General features: G+C 67.8%; 20 protein-coding genes. 16 read left to right on the top strand and 4 right to left on the bottom strand.

The window, feature by feature from the left end; genetic code table 11:
* Positions 1-6 precede the first annotated feature (6 nt).
* The 4 genes from ABU113_RS05355 to def all read left to right on the top strand — a co-directional run bounded on the left by ABU113_RS05355 (position 7) and on the right by def (position 2,718).
* Entirely contained in the window at positions 7-477 is a 471-nt protein-coding gene (locus ABU113_RS05355) for an iron-sulfur cluster assembly scaffold protein (RefSeq protein WP_454558461.1), read from the top strand.
* Between the two features lie 450 nt (positions 478-927).
* Complete coding sequence (locus ABU113_RS05350; RefSeq protein ID WP_454558460.1) at positions 928-1,302, top strand: 6-pyruvoyl trahydropterin synthase family protein; 375 nt, start codon at positions 928-930, stop codon at positions 1,300-1,302.
* 80 nt (positions 1,303-1,382) lie between these two features.
* Positions 1,383-1,976, top strand: coding sequence for a recombination mediator RecR (gene recR / locus ABU113_RS05345; RefSeq protein WP_454558459.1), 594 nt, complete (start codon positions 1,383-1,385; stop codon positions 1,974-1,976).
* 226 nt (positions 1,977-2,202) lie between these two features.
* On the top strand, positions 2,203-2,718 hold the full coding sequence (gene def, locus ABU113_RS05340) for a peptide deformylase (RefSeq protein ID WP_454558458.1): 516 nt from the start codon (positions 2,203-2,205) through the stop codon (positions 2,716-2,718).
* A gap of 15 nt (positions 2,719-2,733) precedes the next feature.
* On the opposite strand, the gene ABU113_RS05335 is transcribed toward def, so the two are convergent.
* Positions 2,734-3,414, bottom strand: a complete 681-nt coding sequence (locus ABU113_RS05335; RefSeq protein ID WP_454558457.1) for a TetR/AcrR family transcriptional regulator — start codon at positions 3,412-3,414, stop codon at positions 2,734-2,736.
* A 250-nt stretch (positions 3,415-3,664) separates the two neighbouring features.
* Between ABU113_RS05335 and ABU113_RS05330 the strand changes: the two genes are divergently transcribed.
* From ABU113_RS05330 to ABU113_RS05280, 11 genes are all read left to right on the top strand, one after another.
* Positions 3,665-4,837 (top strand): amine dehydrogenase large subunit, encoded by a 1,173-nt coding sequence (locus ABU113_RS05330; protein ID WP_454558456.1) that lies wholly within the window; start codon positions 3,665-3,667, stop codon positions 4,835-4,837.
* A gap of 15 nt (positions 4,838-4,852) precedes the next feature.
* Positions 4,853-5,386, top strand: a complete 534-nt coding sequence (locus ABU113_RS05325; protein WP_454558455.1) for a MauE/DoxX family redox-associated membrane protein — start codon at positions 4,853-4,855, stop codon at positions 5,384-5,386.
* A 14-nt stretch (positions 5,387-5,400) separates the two neighbouring features.
* A complete protein-coding gene (locus tag ABU113_RS05320) occupies positions 5,401-5,988 on the top strand; it encodes a redoxin family protein (RefSeq protein WP_454558454.1) in 588 nt (195 codons plus the stop codon).
* Positions 5,989-6,125: 137 nt separating this feature from the next.
* Positions 6,126-6,674 (top strand): methylamine dehydrogenase light chain, encoded by a 549-nt coding sequence (locus tag ABU113_RS05315; RefSeq protein ID WP_454558453.1) that lies wholly within the window; start codon positions 6,126-6,128, stop codon positions 6,672-6,674.
* Positions 6,674-7,159: a c-type cytochrome gene (locus tag ABU113_RS05310; protein WP_454558452.1), complete on the top strand. Its 486-nt coding sequence runs from the start codon at positions 6,674-6,676 to the stop codon at positions 7,157-7,159. The genes ABU113_RS05315 and ABU113_RS05310 overlap by 1 nt, the downstream gene beginning before the upstream one ends.
* The gene (locus tag ABU113_RS05305; RefSeq protein WP_454558451.1) at positions 7,156-7,620 is read left to right on the top strand and encodes a c-type cytochrome; all 465 of its coding nucleotides are present in this window, start codon (positions 7,156-7,158) and stop codon (positions 7,618-7,620) included. The genes ABU113_RS05310 and ABU113_RS05305 overlap by 4 nt, the downstream gene beginning before the upstream one ends.
* Before the next feature lie 111 nt (positions 7,621-7,731).
* Positions 7,732-7,992: a hypothetical protein gene (locus ABU113_RS05300; RefSeq protein ID WP_454558450.1), complete on the top strand. Its 261-nt coding sequence runs from the start codon at positions 7,732-7,734 to the stop codon at positions 7,990-7,992.
* The gene (locus tag ABU113_RS05295) at positions 7,883-10,021 is read left to right on the top strand and encodes a TonB-dependent receptor (RefSeq protein WP_454558551.1); all 2,139 of its coding nucleotides are present in this window, start codon (positions 7,883-7,885) and stop codon (positions 10,019-10,021) included. The genes ABU113_RS05300 and ABU113_RS05295 overlap by 110 nt, the downstream gene beginning before the upstream one ends.
* A 192-nt stretch (positions 10,022-10,213) precedes the next feature.
* Entirely contained in the window at positions 10,214-11,929 is a 1,716-nt protein-coding gene (locus ABU113_RS05290; RefSeq protein WP_454558449.1) for an AMP-binding protein, read from the top strand.
* A 22-nt stretch (positions 11,930-11,951) separates the two neighbouring features.
* Positions 11,952-13,355: an aldehyde dehydrogenase family protein gene (locus tag ABU113_RS05285; protein WP_454558448.1), complete on the top strand. Its 1,404-nt coding sequence runs from the start codon at positions 11,952-11,954 to the stop codon at positions 13,353-13,355.
* Between the two features lie 6 nt (positions 13,356-13,361).
* Positions 13,362-14,981, top strand: coding sequence for an AMP-binding protein (locus tag ABU113_RS05280; RefSeq protein WP_454558447.1), 1,620 nt, complete (start codon positions 13,362-13,364; stop codon positions 14,979-14,981).
* Positions 14,982-14,998: 17 nt separating this feature from the next.
* Here the strand turns inward: ABU113_RS05280 and ABU113_RS05275 are convergent, their stop codons facing one another.
* Both ABU113_RS05275 and ABU113_RS05270 read right to left on the bottom strand, forming a co-directional pair.
* Positions 14,999-15,181 carry a rubredoxin gene (locus tag ABU113_RS05275; RefSeq protein ID WP_454558446.1) on the bottom strand — a complete coding sequence of 61 codons (183 nt, stop codon included), beginning with the start codon at positions 15,179-15,181 and terminating at the stop codon, positions 14,999-15,001.
* Between the two features lie 38 nt (positions 15,182-15,219).
* Positions 15,220-15,879 carry a TetR/AcrR family transcriptional regulator gene (locus ABU113_RS05270; protein WP_454558445.1) on the bottom strand — a complete coding sequence of 220 codons (660 nt, stop codon included), beginning with the start codon at positions 15,877-15,879 and terminating at the stop codon, positions 15,220-15,222.
* A 122-nt stretch (positions 15,880-16,001) separates the two neighbouring features.
* On the opposite strand from ABU113_RS05270, the gene ABU113_RS05265 reads away from it, so the two are divergent.
* The gene (locus ABU113_RS05265; protein WP_454558444.1) at positions 16,002-17,270 is read left to right on the top strand and encodes a cytochrome P450; all 1,269 of its coding nucleotides are present in this window, start codon (positions 16,002-16,004) and stop codon (positions 17,268-17,270) included.
* A gap of 27 nt (positions 17,271-17,297) precedes the next feature.
* Here the strand turns inward: ABU113_RS05265 and ABU113_RS05260 are convergent, their stop codons facing one another.
* Positions 17,298-18,254 (bottom strand): bile acid:sodium symporter family protein, encoded by a 957-nt coding sequence (locus ABU113_RS05260; RefSeq protein ID WP_454558443.1) that lies wholly within the window; start codon positions 18,252-18,254, stop codon positions 17,298-17,300.
* Positions 18,255-18,367 lie beyond the last annotated feature (113 nt).

Below are 18,367 nucleotides of genomic sequence, written 5' to 3'. Positions count from 1 at the left end.
GGCGCGATGACCGAGCAGCTCTACAACACGCGCATCCTGCGGCTGGCGGCCTCGATCCCGCACGAGGAACGGCTTGCCGACCCGCAGGCCAGCGTGCGCCGGGTCAGCCCGATCTGCGGCAGCCGGGTGACGGTGGACCTCGACCTCGGCGCCGACGGCCGGGTTGCCCGCTTCGGCCAGGAGGTGCGCGCCTGCGCGCTCGGCCAGGCCGCCGCCTGTCTGGTCGGCCAGCGGGTGATCGGCCGCACCCCCACGGAGCTCGCCGCCGCGCGTGATGCCATGCGCGATTTCCTCGCCGGCACGCCGGTCGACTGGTCCGCCCATGGCGACGGCGGCTGGGGAGAGCTGGAGATCTTCGCCCCGGCCCGCGAATTCAAGTCCCGCCACGGCTCGATCCTGCTCGCCTTCGAGGCGGCGGCGGAGGCCGCCGAGACGGCGGCACGGCAGCCCCCCGCCGCGGGCGGCGCGGACACCTGACAGCCGCCGACATTCAGTCCATATGATCTATACTATTTATCATAGTTAAAATCATCGAGGCGCTTAATCGCTTTTAAACGCCCATTAAGAGGTTTTTGACTATTTCCGCACCCCACCCACCGGACCATCCCGGAATCGCGCCCAGCGCGGCCCTGCGGCCGGCTACGGGCCATGCGCAAGGCAGACCTCCACCCCTTCCTCGGCCCGTCATGGCCGGGCGTGTCCCGGCCATCCACGACCAGCGGTGCCGCAGGGTGGTGCCTTTTCCGGGACAGGCGGTGATCGCGTGGATGCCCGGGACACGCCCGGGCATGACGAGGGCGAACGGAATGCGGCCGGGCGAGGGTGGCGACGCGGCAGGACGGCAACACAGCAGCACGGCCCGCCCGGGCCGGGCGACCGGCTGCCACCTTGCCCGGCGGGGCAATCTGCTTTATGCCGCGCCGCATCATGGCGTACGAAATCACCAAGTCCTTCGTGTTCGACGCGGCCCACCAGCTGGCGGCCAACGTGCAGCCCGGCCATCTCTATGCCGGCCTGCACGGGCACAGCTTCGACTGCGAACTGACGTTTCGCGGCACGCCGGACGCGCGGACCGGCTGGATTCGCGACTTCGCCGAGCTGCAGGCGATCTGCGACAGCCTGCGCGACCAGCTCGACCACAAGTATCTCAACGAGATTCCCGGCCTCGAACGCCCGACGCTGGAGCGCATCTGCGCCTGGATCTGGGACAAGGTGGCGGTACAGGCGCCGGAGCTGATCCGCGTGCGCGTCCATCGCGGCTCGTTCCGCGAGGGCTGCACCTACACCGGCCCGGACGCCTGAGAGGCCGGCGCGCCACCGCGCCCCGACGCCGCCCGACCTCCCCCCTTGCCGCCGCCGCGCCGGCAGGCTAGGTCGACGCCATGGCGTCACCGGAAATCGATCAGTTGACCTCGCTGCTTGCCAAGCTGCCCGGCCTTGGCCCGCGCTCGGCGCGACGCGCCGTGCTGCACCTGCTGAAAAAGCGCGAGACGGCGCTCAATCCGCTGATCGGCGCCCTGCAGACGCTGGCCGACCGGCTGACCACCTGTACCACCTGCGGCAACGTCGACACCCGCGACCCCTGCGGCATCTGCGCCGACCCGCGCCGCGACCGCACGGTCATCTGCGTCGTCGAGGAAGTGTCGGACCTGTGGGCGCTCGACCGCGCCGGCAGCTTCGGCGGCCTCTATCACGTGCTCGGCGGCCGGCTGTCGGCGCTTGACGGGGTGCGGCCGGAAGACCTTGGCATCGACCGGCTGGTGGCACGGGCGCGCGACGGCGGCGTGACGGAGGTCATTCTGGCGATGAACGCGACGCTGGAGGGCCAGACCACCGCCCACTATCTCGCCGACCGGCTGGAGGGCACCGGCGTCAGGGTCACCCAGCTTGCCCATGGCGTGCCGGTGGGCGGCGAGCTCGACTATCTCGACGACGGCACGCTCGCCCAGGCGCTGAAGGCGCGCTCGCCGGTTTGACCGGCAGATAGGCACCCCGGTTTGACCGGCAGATAGGCACCCCGGTTTGACCGGCAGGCTGGTCTCGCCGGTTTGACCGGCAGGCTGGCACCCCCGCTACAAGCAGGCGTCGCGCCGCTCGCCGTCGGGGCGCGACATCCGGCGGACTTGACCCCGGGGCGCGTCATCCCTAGCTCTACCGGACATATAGAGTAAGCTTCATCGCGTTTGACGGACCCCTGACATCATGGCCCTGCTGCCCATCATCGAGACACCCGACCCGCGCCTGCGGACGATTTCCGAGCCCGTCGAGCGGGTCGATGACGCGTTGCGCGCGCTGATGGACGACATGCTGGCGACCATGTACGCCGCGCCGGGCATCGGGCTTGCGGCGATCCAGGTCGCGGTGCCCAAGCGGGTGCTGGTGATCGACCTGCAGGAAAACGACGTCAAGACGCCGCGCTTCTTCGTCAACCCGGAGATCGTCTGGGAATCCGATGAGTTCAGCGCCTACAAGGAAGGCTGCCTGTCGGTGCCCGAGCAGTATGCCGATGTCGAGCGGCCGGCGCGGGTGCGGGTGCGCTACCTCGACTATGACGGCAACACCCGGGAAGAAGAGATGGACGGCCTGCTGGCCACCTGCATCCAGCACGAGATGGACCATCTGAACGGCGTGCTGTTCATCGATCATCTGTCGAAGCTGAAGCGCGACATGCTGCTGAAAAAACTCGACAAGGCCCGCCGCACCGCCGGCGCGGCGTGACACGCCGTCAGGCGCTCACAGCACCGCCGCCACTTCCCGGCGGTCCAGCCCGCGCACATCGTCCGGCGTGATGGTGGTGATGAGGTCGAACGCCGACTTCGACGCGATATTGGCCAGCCACGGCATGCGCCGCGACCACGGCTTTTTGTGGCCGGCGAACACCGTCAGCCCCTCCAGCGACGCCGAAATGAACAGCGCCAGCGTCTGGCGCTCGTCCTCGTCCAGCGCCGGGTTGAGCCGCCCGATCAGCTCCACCAGCACGCTGCGGGCACGCACATACAGCTCGTCGACCCGCTGCGCCGTCACCGCGTCGTAGTTGCTCATCGCCCACAACTCGGGAAACAGGTGAGTCGTCCGCTTGGTCAGGATGTCATCGAGGATGAGCCGGACATAGGCGTCGAGCTTCTGCTCGTCGGACATGTCGAGGCGTTCAATAAGCTCAAGGAAAACATCTTCATAGCCATTGAGCACGCTGTCCAGCAGCTCGCGCACCAGCGCGTCCTTGGTCGGGAAGTAGTAGGTGACGTTGCCCACCTTCAGGCCACACTCGGCGGCGATGCGCCGTAGCGTCAATGCGCGGTAGCCCTCATCGACCAGCACCGTCAGCGCGGCACCGAGTATCTGCTCCACCGACTCCAGTCCGCGGGCGTAAGTGCCTGGACGGGCGCGGACTTTCAGGGAAGGCACTTCCGCCATCAGCTACTCCGGCAACAGTCAACCACGCGTGAGATAGGCGCGGACCATCAATCGGACAACCGCAGGCCAATATTTGACACTTGACCAAGGTTTGGCAAGTGCCCAATATTGCCACCGTCGCAGGCGGGCACCGGCAACAAGCAACAACAGCCGACCGCCGCGTCAGGGAGATCGCCATCGGCCCGTGGTGCCATGGCGCTGACAGGGAGTTACAATGATGCGCGCAGGTGTCCGTCGTCCGGTGTCCTTCTTGGCGGGTCCGTTGTCCGGCTTGTTGTCGAGCGTGGCGCTGGCGGCAGCGCTGGCGGCACCGGCGGGAGCCGGAACCTTCGCCGAGCCGCTGCCGGTGGAGCCGCTGGGCACGATCGAGACCCTGCCCGCGCGCTATCCCAGCAGCTGGATGCTGCTGCACGACCTGCATTTCCCCAGCATCCTCGACGGCCGCGGCGTCATCGTCGACCTCACCGCCGAGACCCGCAACTTCAAGGGCATGTTCCGGGTGGCCCAGTTCGGCAGCCTGTTGCAGGCCAGCACCCGGCCGGAAATCTATGTCGCCGAGACCATGTTCTCCCGCCTGACCACCGGCGAGCGCACCGACGTCGTCACCATCTACGACTCGGCGACGTTGCAGCCGACCGGCGAAATCGTGCTGCCCGGCGGCAAGCGCGGCCAGGTGGTGACGCAGAAGAACACCCTGCAGTTCACCGACAACGAGCGGCTGGGCCTGCTGTTCAACTTCACGCCGGCGGCCTCGGTGCGGGTGCTTGACCTGATCAACCGCACCGTCGTCGAGGAAATCGAGACCCCGGGGTGCAGCCTGGTCTATCCCACCGGCGCGCGCGGCTTCTCCATGCTGTGCGCCAACGGCACGCTGACCACGTTCCGGCTCGACGCCGCCGGCAAGCTGGCCGGCCAGAGCGTGTCCAAGCCGTTCCACGACATCGACAACAACGCCATGTTCCTGATGCCGGCGACCGCCGGTGGCGTCGCCCATTTCGCCACCTTCCCCGGCAAGGTGCAGCCCATCGACTTCCGCGCCGACACGCCGAAGGTCCTGCCCGGCTGGTCGCTGGTGACACCGGAGGAAGCCAAGGCCGGCTGGCGGCCGAGCGGCTGGCAGGTCACCACCGGCGACGATACCGGGCGCCTGTATGTGCTGATGCAGTCCAACGGCCGCGAGGGCAGCCACAAGGAAGGCGGCACCGAGGTCTGGGTGTTCGACGCCGCCAAGAAGACCCGGGTGCAGCGTATCACGCTCACCAACCCCGGCCTGTCCATCGAGGCCACGCGCGGCCCCGCGCCGCTGCTGGCGGTGAGCAGCCTGGCCGGCACCCTCGATGTCTACGGCGCCGATGGCAAGCTGGTGCGCAGCCTGGCCGGACGCCTCGCCGACAGCCCGATGGTGCTGCACGCCGCACGCTAAGGGACGGAGTCCGGCATGCTGCTTGATGTCATTCGCACGCTCGGCGCCACGGCGGCTGTGTTCGTCGCCGCGCTGCTGCTGATCTCCGCCGCCCACAAGTGGCGTCATCGTGACCGGCTGACCGCCTCTGTGGCGACGCTGACCGGCCTGCCGCTGGCGGTCGCGCCGCTGGGGCTGGTGGCGGCCGGCACCGTCGAGGTGGCGGCGGCGATCCTGATGTTTCTGCCCGCCACCATCGCGGTTGGCGGGATGCTGGCCGCGGGCCTGTGGTTTGCCTACCTCACCTCACTTGTGGCAGCCCTGGCGCGCGGCCGGCGCTCTTTCGACTGCGGGTGCAGCTTCGGCGAACACCCGGCACCGCTGGGCTGGTTCGCCATCCTGCGCAACCTGACGCTGATGGCGCTGGCGCTGATGGTGGCCGCCGTGCCGCCGCTGACCAGCCCGGCCACCGATGCCGGCGCGCTGCTGGGCGGCTTCGCCTTCCTCACCCTCTATGTGGCCATCGACCAGATCGCCGCGCTCAAACCGCTCGCCAACCGCCGGCGCTGAAAGGGCTGACCTCCATGTCCTATATCGTGGCCTCGCAAATCCTGCTGTGGATCGCCGTCCTGGTGCTGGGCGCCATCTGCATCGCCATGGCCCGCCAGATCGGCGTGCTGCACGAACGCATCGCCCCGGCCGGCGCACTGTCGCTGCCTGGCGCGGTCAAGGCCGGCGACACCGCGCCCGACCTGATGGTGACCACACTCGACAACCGCCAGCTGCAAGTGGGCGGCGCGCGCGACGGCCGCAGCCAGCTGCTGTTCTTCCTGTCGCCCGACTGCCCGCTGTGCAAGTCGTTCCTGCCGGTGCTGCGTTCCGCGGCGGGATCGGAAAAGACGTGGCTCGACATCGTGCTGGCCAGCGACGGCGACGCCGCCGCCCACAAGGCCTTCGTCGCCGCCCAGAACCTCGGCATGTTTCCCTATGTGATCTCGGAACTGCTCGGTCGCTCCTTCGGCGTCGGCAAGCTGCCCTACGCGGTGCTGATCGACGAGAGCGGCCGCATCGCGTCCATGGGACTGGTCAACACCCGCGAGCATCTGGAAAGCCTGTTCGAGGCCAAGGAGCGCGGCGTCGCCAACATTCAGGATTATCTCGCCCGCCGGTAGCGGCGGCACGCCGGCACACCGGAACCGCCGGCGGCACGCCGGCACAACGGCCCGGCACGGCAAGACAAGACGGACGACACACAAACCTCTATTGTCATCGGTGGACCCTGGTCCACCAGGGTTCGGGGAGAAGAACAGTGGCAGGAATGGATCGTTGGACTGAACGGATGTTCCGTGGTCTGGCCCGACGGACGTCTCGGCGCAGCATGCTGACGCTGCTGGGAGGCGCGGTGACCGGTGCTGCCGGTCTGCCGCTGCTGCCGGTCGCCCGCGCCGCGTCCGGCGGTGGCTCCGGCTACGGCCTGCCGCCGGAGTCGACCGGCAACCCGCAGGATCCCGGTGACCCCACCACCTGCGAATACTGGCGCTACTGCGCCATCGACGGCTTCCTGTGCAGCTGCTGCGGCGGATCGGCCAGCACCTGCCCGCCGGGCACCGAGATGTCACCGATCACCTGGATCGGCACCTGCCTCAACCCGGCCGACAACCGCAACTACATCATTTCCTACAACGACTGCTGCGGCATCACCAGCTGCGGCCGTTGCCTGTGCAACCGCAACGAGGGCGACCGGCCGATGGTGCGGCCGCAGGCCAACAACGACATCAACTGGTGCCTGGGCACCTCCAGCGCCATCTACAACTGCTCGACCGCCGTGCTCATCGGCGTCGCCACGGAGCCAAAATAATGCGTGTGTTGCGTATGCTTGCCCCCCTGGCCTCGGTCGCGCTGCTGACGGCGGCAGGTGCCGCTTACGCCCAGAGCGCGCCCGACGGCGCCGCGCTCTACAAGCGCTGTGCCGCCTGCCATCTGGCGTCCGGCGCCGGCGTCCCCGGCTCCTTCCCGCCGCTGGATGGCCATGTCGCGGCACTGGCGGAGGCACCGGGCGGGCGGGACTATCTGGTGATGGTGATTTCGGCCGGCCTCACCGGCGAAATGAAGGTGGGTGCCAGCACCTATCGTGGCTTCATGCCGGCCCAGGTCGGTCTCAAGGATGACGCAGCGGCGGCACTGCTCAACCATGTGCTCACCGGCATCATCAAGCCGGCGAGCAAGGCCAAGCCGTTCACCGCCGAGGAAGTGGCGGCCATCCGCGCCACCCACAAGGGCAAACGCGCCGCCGACGTGATGAAGATGCGGCCGGCGCTGCCGGCGAAGGCGGCGACCAAGTGAACCGTCCGCGCCCCTGGCTGATCGCCGCCTGCCTGCTGGCTTCCTGGCCCGCGGCCGCGGGGGTCGCCGGGGTCGACAACCCCCGGCGCGCCTGGCAGCACTGGGTGCTGAACTGCCAGGGCTGCCACGGTCCCGACGCCGCCGGCCGGCCCAACGCCACCCCCAACATGGCCGGAGAGGTGGCGCAGTTTCTCGGCACCCCCGAGGGTCGTGCCTATCTCGGCCGCGTCCCCGGCGTCGCCGATGCCCCGTTGAGTGACGCCGCGCTGGCGGAGCTGATGAACTGGATGCTGGTCCGCTTCGACCCGGACAACATGCCGGCCGACTTCCGGCCCTACACCGCACAGGAGATCAAGAAGCTGCGCAGCCAGCCCCTGCGCACCGATGCCAGCCGCACACGCGCGGCACTGCTCGGCGCGACAGGCAGCACGGCACGCGACACCAATCGGGGAGAGCCCTGACAACCCGGGCCTCGCGGCCCGGCACCAAGGCCGGAAAACCGGCCGACCAACAGGATGGGAAATCGAAAGGGGACTAACATGACAAAACAATCACGGCATTTTCCGCGACTGATGCTGCTGTCTTCCGCGGCCGGCCTGACCGCCATGCTGGCGCTGCCGGCGTTCGCCCAGGAAGCCGCCAAGGCCGAGGGACCGACCTCGGTGTTCGCCGAGGAGATCATCGTCACCGCCCAGAAGCGCGGAAAACGTCCAGGACGTCGGTATTTCCATCACCGCCATTTCCGGCGACCAGCTCAAGGCGCTGGGCTACACCAACGCCCAGCAGGTCACCTCGCTGGCGCCGGGCGTCAGCACGCTGCAGCCCAACGGTGAGGCCAACTATTCCATCGGTATCCGGGGTGTCGCCAACAACGACTTCACCACCAACACCGAAAGCCCCGTCGCCGTCTATGTCGACGAAGTCTACATCAGCCAGATGTCGGGCGCCGGCTTCCTGCTGTTCGACACCGAGCGCGTCGAGCTGCTGCGCGGCCCGCAGGGCACGCTGTTCGGCCGCAACGCGACCGGCGGTCTGGTTCATTACATCACCGTCAAGCCGAGCCAGGAGTTCGGCGGCTACGGCAATTTCAGCTATGGCAGCTGGCAGCGGTTCAAGGCCGAGGGCGCCATCAACGTCCCGCTCAACGACACGCTGGCCGCCCGCCTGTCGGTGGCGACGCACCAGGGTGACGGCTATGTCACCAACCGCGTCCGCCCGGGCGACAAGCTGAACAACGCCAACGAATTCGCCGGCCGTCTGCAGCTGCTGTTCACCCCCAACGACGACCTCAGCGTGCTGCTCAACGCCCGCTATTCGCAGCAGGACATCCGCACCGGCTTCTTCGAATATGTCTCGGCCATCAACCCGGACGCCACCCCGACGCCGGACCAGCCGAACTCCAACCTCGACGGCTACAACGACACCGACGGCGACCCCTATGCCGGCGACTATGACTTCCCGGGCAAGAACGACCTGGAAACCTATGGCTTCACCGGCACGCTGAAGTACAACACCGGCATCGGCGAGCTGACCAGCATCACCGACTACCAGTCGGTCAAGCGCGACTACATCGAGGACTCCGACTCCTCGCCGGTGAACTACTTCAACTTCTTCCTGACCACCGACGCCCAGCAGTTCAGCCAGGAACTGCGGCTGGCCGGCGACACCGACAAGCTGAAGTGGGTGACCGGCTTCTACTACATGCACCTGAAGATCAACGACTCCAACGGCGTCTATGCACCGGGCTGGACCGAGGATCTCGGCCTGAGCGAGTTCGGCGTCAACGGCGTCCGCAACCCGTACAAGACCGACACCAAGACCTGGTCGCTGTTTGGCCAGCTGGCCTATTCGATCACCGATCAGCTGACCCTGACTGGCGGCTTCCGCTGGATCGAGGAAAAGAAGAAGTTCCAGTATCGCAACATCTTCGCACTGTTCCCCGATACCACGGTGTCCGGCCTTGATCCGGCGATCGTCGATGTTTTTGACGGCGTCGATCCCTATGCCAGCAGCCGCAAGGACGGCAACTGGTCGGCGCGCCTGCAGCTCGACTACAAGCCCAACGACGACCTGCTGCTCTATGCCAGCTGGAACCGGGGCGCCAAGTCGGGCGGTTTCAACGCCGCCCTGCTGCCGACGTCGATCTACGTGACGGACGAGTTCCTGAGCTACGACCCGGAAAAGCTCGACGCCTTCGAGGCCGGCTTCAAGTACGACCTGTTCGGCGGCCGGGCCCAGCTCAACGCGTCGGCCTACTACTATGACTACAAGAACTATCAGGCCTTCTCGATCATCGGTCTGGACACCTTCACGCTGAACGCCCAGGCGAAGAACAAGGGCTTCGAGGTGGAGTTCCAGGGCAACATCACCGACGGCCTCGATGCCAAGATCGGCGTTGGCTATGTCGACGCCAAGGTGAAGGACGTGCCGGGCATCACCGTGCCGGTGGAGACGGCGGACGGCACGGTCGACCCGATCCTGCCGGGTGCGTCGCTGACGCCGGTGCAGACGCCCAAGTGGACGCTCTCGGGCCTGCTGCGCTACGAGTTCCCGGTGGGCGACGGCACCGTCGCGCTGCAGGCGGACGCGCAGTATCGCTCGAAGCACTATTTCGCGCTGCTGCAGACGCCGGCCTCCACCAACAAGGGCTATGCCATCGCCAATGCGTCGGTGACCTACAATGCCGGCAGCGAGGACTGGAACCTGCGCTTCTTCGTCGACAACGTGTTCGACAAGAAATACGTGGTCCAGACCTTCGACCTGTCGGGCAACATCGACAACGGGGGCTTCTTCCTTGGCATGATCGAGCGCTACTACGGCCGTCCGCGGACGTGGGGCATCAGCCTGAACTACGAGTTCTAAAAGCAGGCAGCACCGGGCGGCCAGAACAGATAACCGCCGCCCGGCGCACAGTGTGACGACCAGCCGGACGCGGCCAGGGGGCCGGACATCGTTCCGCCCGCCTGACCGGTCCGGCAATAGCGAATTCCCCGGATAGGCCGGCCACCCAGGCTCGCCTATCCGGTCAATTCCCGAGGGGAGATTCGACCTGCCATGACGAGCAGCGCCGTACCTGTGAGCCCAACACCGCCGAGCTATCTGTGCGGCACCAGCGACGTGCCGCTGCGCTACCAGACCATTGGCGAGGCCTTCGACCTGACCGTGGCCGCGCACGGCGACCGCGAGGCGCTGGTGGTGCGGCACCAGGACATCCGCTGGAGCTGGAACCGGCTCGCCCGCGAGGTCGAGCGGCTGGCGGCCGGCTTCATCGCCCTCGGGCTGGAGCCCGGTGACCGGCTCGGCATCTGGGCGCCCAACTGCATGGAGTGGCTGCTGACCCAGCTGGCCAGCGCCAAGGCTGGCATCATTCTCGTCACCATCAACCCGGCCTACCGGGTCGCCGAGCTGGAGCACGTGCTCAACACCGCCGAGTGCAAGGCACTGGTGCTCGCCGAGCGCTTCAAGACCTCCGACTACGCCGCCATGCTGCACGAGCTGGCGCCCGAGCTGGACCACTGCGCGCCCGGCGCGCTGAGCGCCCACCGCATCCCGCTGCTGCGCGCCGCCATCCTGATGACCGAGACCGCGCCGCACGGCATGCTCACCTTCCACGGCGTGCTGGAGGCCGGCGGCCCGCGCGAGCATGAGGCGCTGGCGGCCCGCCAGGCCGGCCTGTCGCCGGACGATCCGATCAACATCCAGTTCACCTCCGGCACCACCGGCGCCCCCAAGGGCGCGACGCTGACCCACCACAACATCCTCAACAACGGCTTCTTCGTCGGCGAGCGGATGAACTTCACCGCCGAGGACCGGCTGTGCATCCCGGTGCCGCTGTACCACTGCTTCGGCATGGTGATGGCGGTGCTCAACTGCGTCACCCACGGCGCCACCATGGTGTTCCCCGCCGATGCCTTCGAGCCCGGCAGCGTGCTGGAGGCGGTGCAGGCGGAGCGCTGTACCGCGCTCTATGGCGTGCCGACCATGTTCATCGCCGAGCTCGACCACCCGGAATTCGCCCGCTTCGACCTGTCCAGCCTGCGCACCGGCATCATGGCCGGCGCGCCCTGCCCGGTCGAGGTGATGAAGCGGGTGATCGCCGACATGCACATGCGCGACGTCACCATCTGCTATGGCATGACCGAAACCAGCCCGGTGAGCTTCCAGACGCTGGCCGATGCACCGCTGGAGGCGCGCGTCGGCTCGGTGGGCACCATCCACCCCTTCGTCGAGGCCAAGGTGGTCGACGAGCAGGGCCGCATGGTGCCGCTGGGCCATGCCGGCGAGCTGCTGGTGCGCGGCTATTCCGTGATGCGCGGCTACTGGAAGGACGCCACCCGCACCGCCCAGGTGCTCGACGACGGCGGCTGGATGCACACCGGCGACCTGGCGACCTTCGACGCGACCGGCCACGCCAAGATCGTCGGCCGGGTGAAGGACATGATCATTCGCGGCGGCGAGAACGTCTATCCGGCCGAGATCGAGGACTATCTGCTGCGCCACCCGGCGGTACTGGACGTCGCGGTGTTCGGCATTCCCAGCGAGCGCTTCGGCGAGGAGGTCTGCGCCTGGATTCGCGTGCGCGACGGGGCCACGCTGGACGAGCCGACGCTGGTCGCGTTCTGCCAGGGCCAGATCGCCCACTACAAAATTCCCAAGGTCATCCGCTTTGTCGACGCCTTTCCATTGACGGTAACAGGAAAGGTGCAAAAATTCCTGATGCGCGATGCCATGCGCCACGAACTGAATCTGCACGAGGCCGTGACGGCCTGATCGATTTCCGGGGAGAGGATTGATGAGCGACTATAAACTGCTGATCGGCGGCAAACTGGTGCCGGGCGATATGACCATGGATGTGATCAATCCGGCCACCGAGGAAGTGCTGGCGGCCTGCCCGCGCGCCTCGGAAGCCCAGGTCAACGCGGCGGTGGCCGCCGCCAAGGCCGCCTTCCCCGGCTGGGCGGCGACGCCGATCGCCGAGCGCAAGGCCGCGCTCAACAAGATCGCCGACGCGCTGGAGGCCCGCACCGAGGAGTTCGCCCGCCTGCTGACCCAGGAACAGGGCAAGCCGCTGCCGGAAGCCATGGGCGAAATCCAGTATTCCGCCGCCTTCTTCCGTTACTTCGCCACCCTCGACCTGCCGCAGGAGACCATCGAGGACAACGAGAACCGCAAGGTCGTCACCCAGCGCCGGCCGCTGGGCGTGGTGGCCGCGATCATTCCGTGGAACTTCCCGGTGATGATCGTCGCCTTCAAGATGCCGCCGGCGCTGCTGGCCGGCAACACCATGGTCATCAAGCCGGCGCCGACGACGCCGCTGACCACGCTGAAGCTGGGCGAGCTGCTGAACGAAATCCTGCCCCCCGGCGTGGTCAACATCGTCACCGACGCCAATGACCTCGGCCATGTGCTGACCAAGCACCCGGACGTGCGCAAGGTCTCCTTCACCGGCTCCACCGACACCGGCAAGAAGGTGATGGCGAGCGCCGCCGACACCATCAAGCGCATCACGCTCGAACTGGGCGGCAACGACGCCGCCATCGTGCTGGGCGACGCCGACCCGAAGGCCGCCGCGCCGGGCATTTTCGGTGGCGCCTTCTTCAACGCCGGCCAGGTCTGCCTGGCGATCAAGCGCGTCTATGCCCATGAGTCGATCTACGACCAGCTGTGCGACGAGCTGGCCAAGATCGCCGATGCGGCCATCGTCGACGACGGCCTGAAGCAGGGTACGCAGATCGGCCCGGTGCAGAACCGCATGCAGTTCGAGAAGCTCAAGGGTTTCCTTGAGGACGCCCGCGCCAGCGGCCGCATCGTCGCCGGCGGCACCATCCCCGACCAGCCGGGCTTCTTCGTCCGCCCGACCATCGTGCGCGACGTCAGCGACGGCACCAAGATCGTCGACGAGGAGCAGTTCGGCCCGATTCTGCCGATCATCAAGTTCAGCGACGCCGACGACGCGCTGGCCCGCGCTAACGCCTCGCCCTACGGCCTGGGCGGCTCGGTATGGTCGGCCGACATCGACACGGCGTTCGACATCGCCAGCCGGATGGACACCGGCACGGTGTGGGTGAACAAGCACCTCGACTTCGGCCCCAACATTCCGTTCGGCGGCGCCAAGCAGTCGGGCATCGGCGCCGAGTTCGGGCAGGAGGGCCTGCACGAATTCACCCAGCTCCACGTCATCAACATGGCACGCTGAGACACCATGCCGTTCGATTATGAGGATGCCCGGCGCCACTTCACGTGGCGCCGACCGGAGCGTTTTAACTTCGTCGCCGACGTGATGGCCGACTGGGCCACCCGCACGCCGGACGCGCTGGCGCTGCTGTGGACCGACGCCGACGGGACCGTGGTCCGGCTCAGCTTCGCCGACATGCTGGCCCGCGCCCGTCAGGCGGCGGCCGTGCTGGCGGATGCCGGCGTCCGGCGCGGCGACACCGTGCTGGTGATCCTGTCACGCGAACTGCCGTGGTGGGAGCTGATGCTGGCCTGCCTGCAGCTGGGCGCGGTGGCGTCGCCCGGCACCACCCAGCTGTCGGCCAAGGACATCGGCTACCGGCTGCGCGCCTCCGGCGCCACCGCCGTCATTTCCAACCGCGACTGCGCGGGCCATGTCGAGCAGGCGCTGATCGACTCCGATGCCCGCCCGGCACTGCTGCACGTCGATGGCCCGCGCCACGGCTGGACCGATTACACGGCCGCCCGGGCGGCCGCCACACCGCTGGAAGCGATCGCCGACACGGCGGCCGACGAGGACGCGCTGTGCTATTTCACCTCCGGCACCACCGGCTATCCGAAGATGACGGTGCATGGTCACGGCTATCCGCTGGGCCATGAGGTGACGGGGCGGTTCTGGCTCGACCTGCGCCCCGGCGACCTGCACTGGAACCTCTCCGACACCGGCTGGGCCAAGGCCGCCTGGTCGAGCCTGTTCGCCCCCTGGCTGATGGGCGCGGCGATGTTCGTCCACCACGCTCACGGCTTCGACGCCACGGCGACGCTCGACCTGCTGGAGGCTCACCCGATCACCACGCTGTGCGCGCCGCCCACCGCCTACCGCATGTTCGTGCAGCAGGACTTGTCGGCCCGCCGCTTCCCGGCGCTGCGCCACTGCGTCGGTGCCGGCGAGCCGCTCAACCCCGAGGTCATCGCCGCCTGGTCCAAGGCCACCGGCCTGGCGATCATGGACGGCTACGGCCAGACCGAGACCATCCTGCTGTGCGGCAATTTCCAGGGCGTGCCGGTGCGGGCGGGCTCGATGGGCAAGCCCTCGCCCGGCATCGAGCTGGCGGTGATCGACGAGGCGGGCAACCCGCTGCCGCCAGACACCGAGGGCGACATCGCCCTGCGGGTGGCGCCCGCCCGGCCGATGGGGCTGTTCAAGGGCTATCGCGGCGACCCGGACCGCACCGCCTCGGTGTTCCGCGGCGACTGGTACCTTACCGGCGACCGGGCGACGGTGGACGCCGACGGGTATTTCTGGTTCGTCGGCCGCGCCGACGACGTGATCCTGTCGTCGGGCTACCGCATCGGGCCGTTCGAGGTGGAAAGCGCGCTGATCGAGCATCCGGCGGTGGCGGAATCCGCTGTCGTCGCCAGCCCCGACCCGACGCGCGGCGAGGTGGTCAAGGCGTTCGTCATCCTGGCGCCCGGCTTTACCGGCTCGGACGCACTGGTGAAGGAACTGCAGGACCATGTGAAGGCCGTCACCGCGCCCTACAAATATCCGCGCAAGATCGAGTTCGTCACCAGTCTACCCAAGACCGTGTCAGGCAAGATCATGCGCAAGGATCTGCGGGCGAAGGAGTGGGCCGGCCACCAATAGGCTGACGTTTCGCGCCCTCAGACGGGTTCCATGTCGAACTGGTCCTTGGACGTGCCGCACAGCGGACAGACCCAGTCCTCCGGCACGTCCGCCCAGCGGGTGCCCGGCGCGATGCCGTCGTCCGGCCAGCCTTCGGCCTCGTCGTAAATATAACCGCAGGTGCGGCACTGCCACTGGCGGTACGGTGCGTCCGTGCTCATGCTCTCTCTCCTCCCCCCGGTGATCTTTTGGGCTCCGGTCAGCCCCGCGCGCGCCGCGCCGGCGCGGCGAAGGCCAGCCGCAGCGTCTCCAGGCTGGCGACGCGCACGCGCGCGACGTCCAGCGTCGGGTCGATCAGCCACTGCACGCTCAAGCCCAGCAGCATGGTGCCGATCATCAGCGCCGCCGCCTCCGGGTCGACCTCGGCGCGGATGGCGCCCTCCCGCTGGCCGCGGACGATGAAGCCTGCGAGAAACTGCTTCACCGTCTCGTGCGAGGCGGCGAAGGCCGCGCGCAACGCCGACAGGTCGGCGATCGCCTCCGCCATCAGCATGAAATAGGCCCGCGTCTCGGCGTTCTCGGTGAGGTCGCGCAGGTACAGGTCGGCGTAACCGAGCGCGGCCTCCAACCCCGGCATGTCGTCCATGTGGTGGGCGGTCAGCAGCGCGTCCTGGCGGGCGTGCAGGTCGGCGATCAGCGCCTTGATGAGCCCGTCCTTGGAGCCGAATTTCTGCGTCGCCAGCCCACGGCTGTAGCCGGCGACCCGGCCGATCGCCTCGAAGGTGGCGGCCCGCACGCCCTCGCCGGCGACCACCGCCACCGTGGCGTCGAGCAGCCGGCGTTCGGACTCGTCGCTGCGCTCGGCCTGGGTGCGGCGGCGGGCGGACGAGGCGGATTCAGGACGGGACAGCGGCATCATGGCACCGTCGTAACTTATTTGTTGGCTGTATAGCAAGTTTCATGTTAGCCCTGACGGCATGGAGTCGGAAAATCCGACGGGGACTGAATGTCGGAACATCCGACCCTGGGGAGGCTCAACAGATGATTGCACAGGAACTCGCGAACACCATTGTCGACCCGAAAGCCTATGCCGACTGGCACCGCATTGACGCGGCCTTCGCGCAATTGCGCCGGGAGTCGCCGCTGGCGATGGCCCAGCCGGACAATTACGACCCCTTCTGGGTGGTCACCCGCAACGCCGACATCCGTGACATCGAGTTGCGCAACGAGGTGTTCCACAACGGCGACCGCGCCACCATCGTCACCACCATCGAGAATGACCGCAAGGTGCGGGCGATGATGGGTGGTTCGCCGCATCTGGTGCGCTCGCTGGTGCAGATGGACAATCCCGACCATGGCAACTACCGCAAGCTCACCCAGTCGTGGTTCCAGCCGCAGAGCCTCAACAGCCTGGAGGCGCGCATCCGCACCATCGCCCGCGGCTTCGTCGACCGCATGGCCGACCTCGGCGACCAGTGCGACTTCGCCAAGGACGTCGCCTTCCTCTACCCGCTGCATGTCATCATGGAAGTGATCGGCGTGCCCGCGTGCGACGAGGCGCGGATGCTCAAGCTGACGCAGGAGCTGTTCGGCAGCGCCGACCCCGAGCTCAACCGTACCGGCTCGATTGTCGACTCCGCCGAGGGCCTGGCCTCCGTGCAGGCGACGGTGGCGGACTTCATGATCTACTTCAACGAGATGACCGACGACCGGCGGCGCCAGGCGCGCAACGATCTCGCCAGCGTCATCGCCAATGGCACCATCAACGGCGAGCCGCTGGGGCATCTGGAGGCGATGTCCTACTACATCATCGCCGCGACCGCCGGTCACGACACCACCTCCAACACCACCTCGGGCGCGCTGTGGGCGCTGGCGGAAAACCCCGACCAGTTCGCCAGGCTGAAGGCCGATCCGGGGCTGATGCGCGGTTTCATCGAGGAATCGATCCGCTGGGAGACGCCGGTGAAGCACTTCATGCGCACCGCCACCGAGGATACCGAAGTCGCCGGCCAGCGCATCGCCAAGGGCGACTGGATGATGCTGTGCTACCCGTCGGGCAATCGCGACGAGGCGGTGTTCAACGACCCCTACCGCTTCGACATCACCCGCTCGCCCAACAAGCACGTGGCGTTCGGCTATGGCGCCCATGTCTGCCTGGGCCAGCACCTGGCACGCATGGAAATGCGCATCCTGTGGGAGGAACTGCTGCCGCGCCTGGAGGCGGTCGAGCTGGCGGGCACGCCCAAGCGGATGGAGGCCAACTTCGTCTGCGGGCCGAAGTCGGTGCCGATCCGCTTCAAGATGCACTGAGGTGGCGATACCGCCGGCTGGTGGCCGTCAGGCCTCCGGCCGGTGGGCCGCGTAGCGGCGCGCCAGCCAGGCGCACACCACCAGCTGGATCTGGTGGAAGATCATGATCGGCAGCAGCATCGGCCCGGCGGCGGCGCCGGGGAACAGCACCCGCGCCATCGGCACGCCGCTGGCCAGCGACTTCTTGGAGCCGGCGAAGACGATGGCGATCTGGTCGGCGCGATCGAACCCGGCGAGCCGGGCGACGGCGAAGGTCAGCCCCAGCACCAGCGCCAGCAACACGCAGCACACGCCCACCAGCACCGCCAGCTGCACCGCGTCCACCTGCTGCCACAGCCCGCTGACCACGGCCGCCGAGAAGGAGCCGTAGACGGCAAGCAATATGGTGCCGCGATCGGTGAACGACAGCAGCGTCTTGCGCCGGTCGGCCCAGTCGCCCAGCCACGGCCGCAACAGATGACCGACGACGAACGGCGCCAGCAGCAGCAGCGCGATGCGGGCCACATGCGCGCCCGACATGCCGTGACCGCCATCCATTTGCATCACCAGCCCGACGAGCAGCGGCGTCAGCAGCACGCCCAGCAGGTTGGAGAAGGCCGCCGCGCACAGCGAGGCCGCCACATTGCCGCCGGCGATGGAGGTGAAGGCGATGGACGACTGCACGGTCGACGGCAGCACGCAGATGAACAGCACGCCCAGCCACAGCGACGGCGTCATCAGTGGCCCGCCCACCAGCCGCAGGCCCAGCCCGAGCAACGGAAACGCCGCATAGGTGATGGCGAGAATCAGCAGGTGCAGCCGCCAGTGGCCGAGACCGGCGATCAGCGCGTCGCGTTTCAGCCGCACGCCGTGCAGGAAGAACAGCAGCACGATGGCCGCCGTCGTCACGCCATCCAGCCATTCGGCCGGCGCGCCGGAGACCGGCAGCAGGCTCGCCAGCACCACGCAGACAAACAGGGCGACAATGAACGGATCGAGAAGCATGGGCAGCGCAACCCTCACAGGCGCCACCGCAAGCCGGCAGCGCGCCGATCTAAGCGCCCCGGCACACCCAAGTCCACATCTCTCCCGCGACAACGGCCATCGAATGTCTCACA

Source organism: Parapedomonas caeni (assembly GCF_041060555.1).
In the GTDB taxonomy this organism is placed as follows: Bacteria; Pseudomonadota; Alphaproteobacteria; order Sphingomonadales; family Sphingomonadaceae; genus CAUJIW01.
The sequence above is the reverse complement of the archived record's forward strand: the minus strand, read 5'-3'. Positions and strand labels throughout refer to the sequence as shown.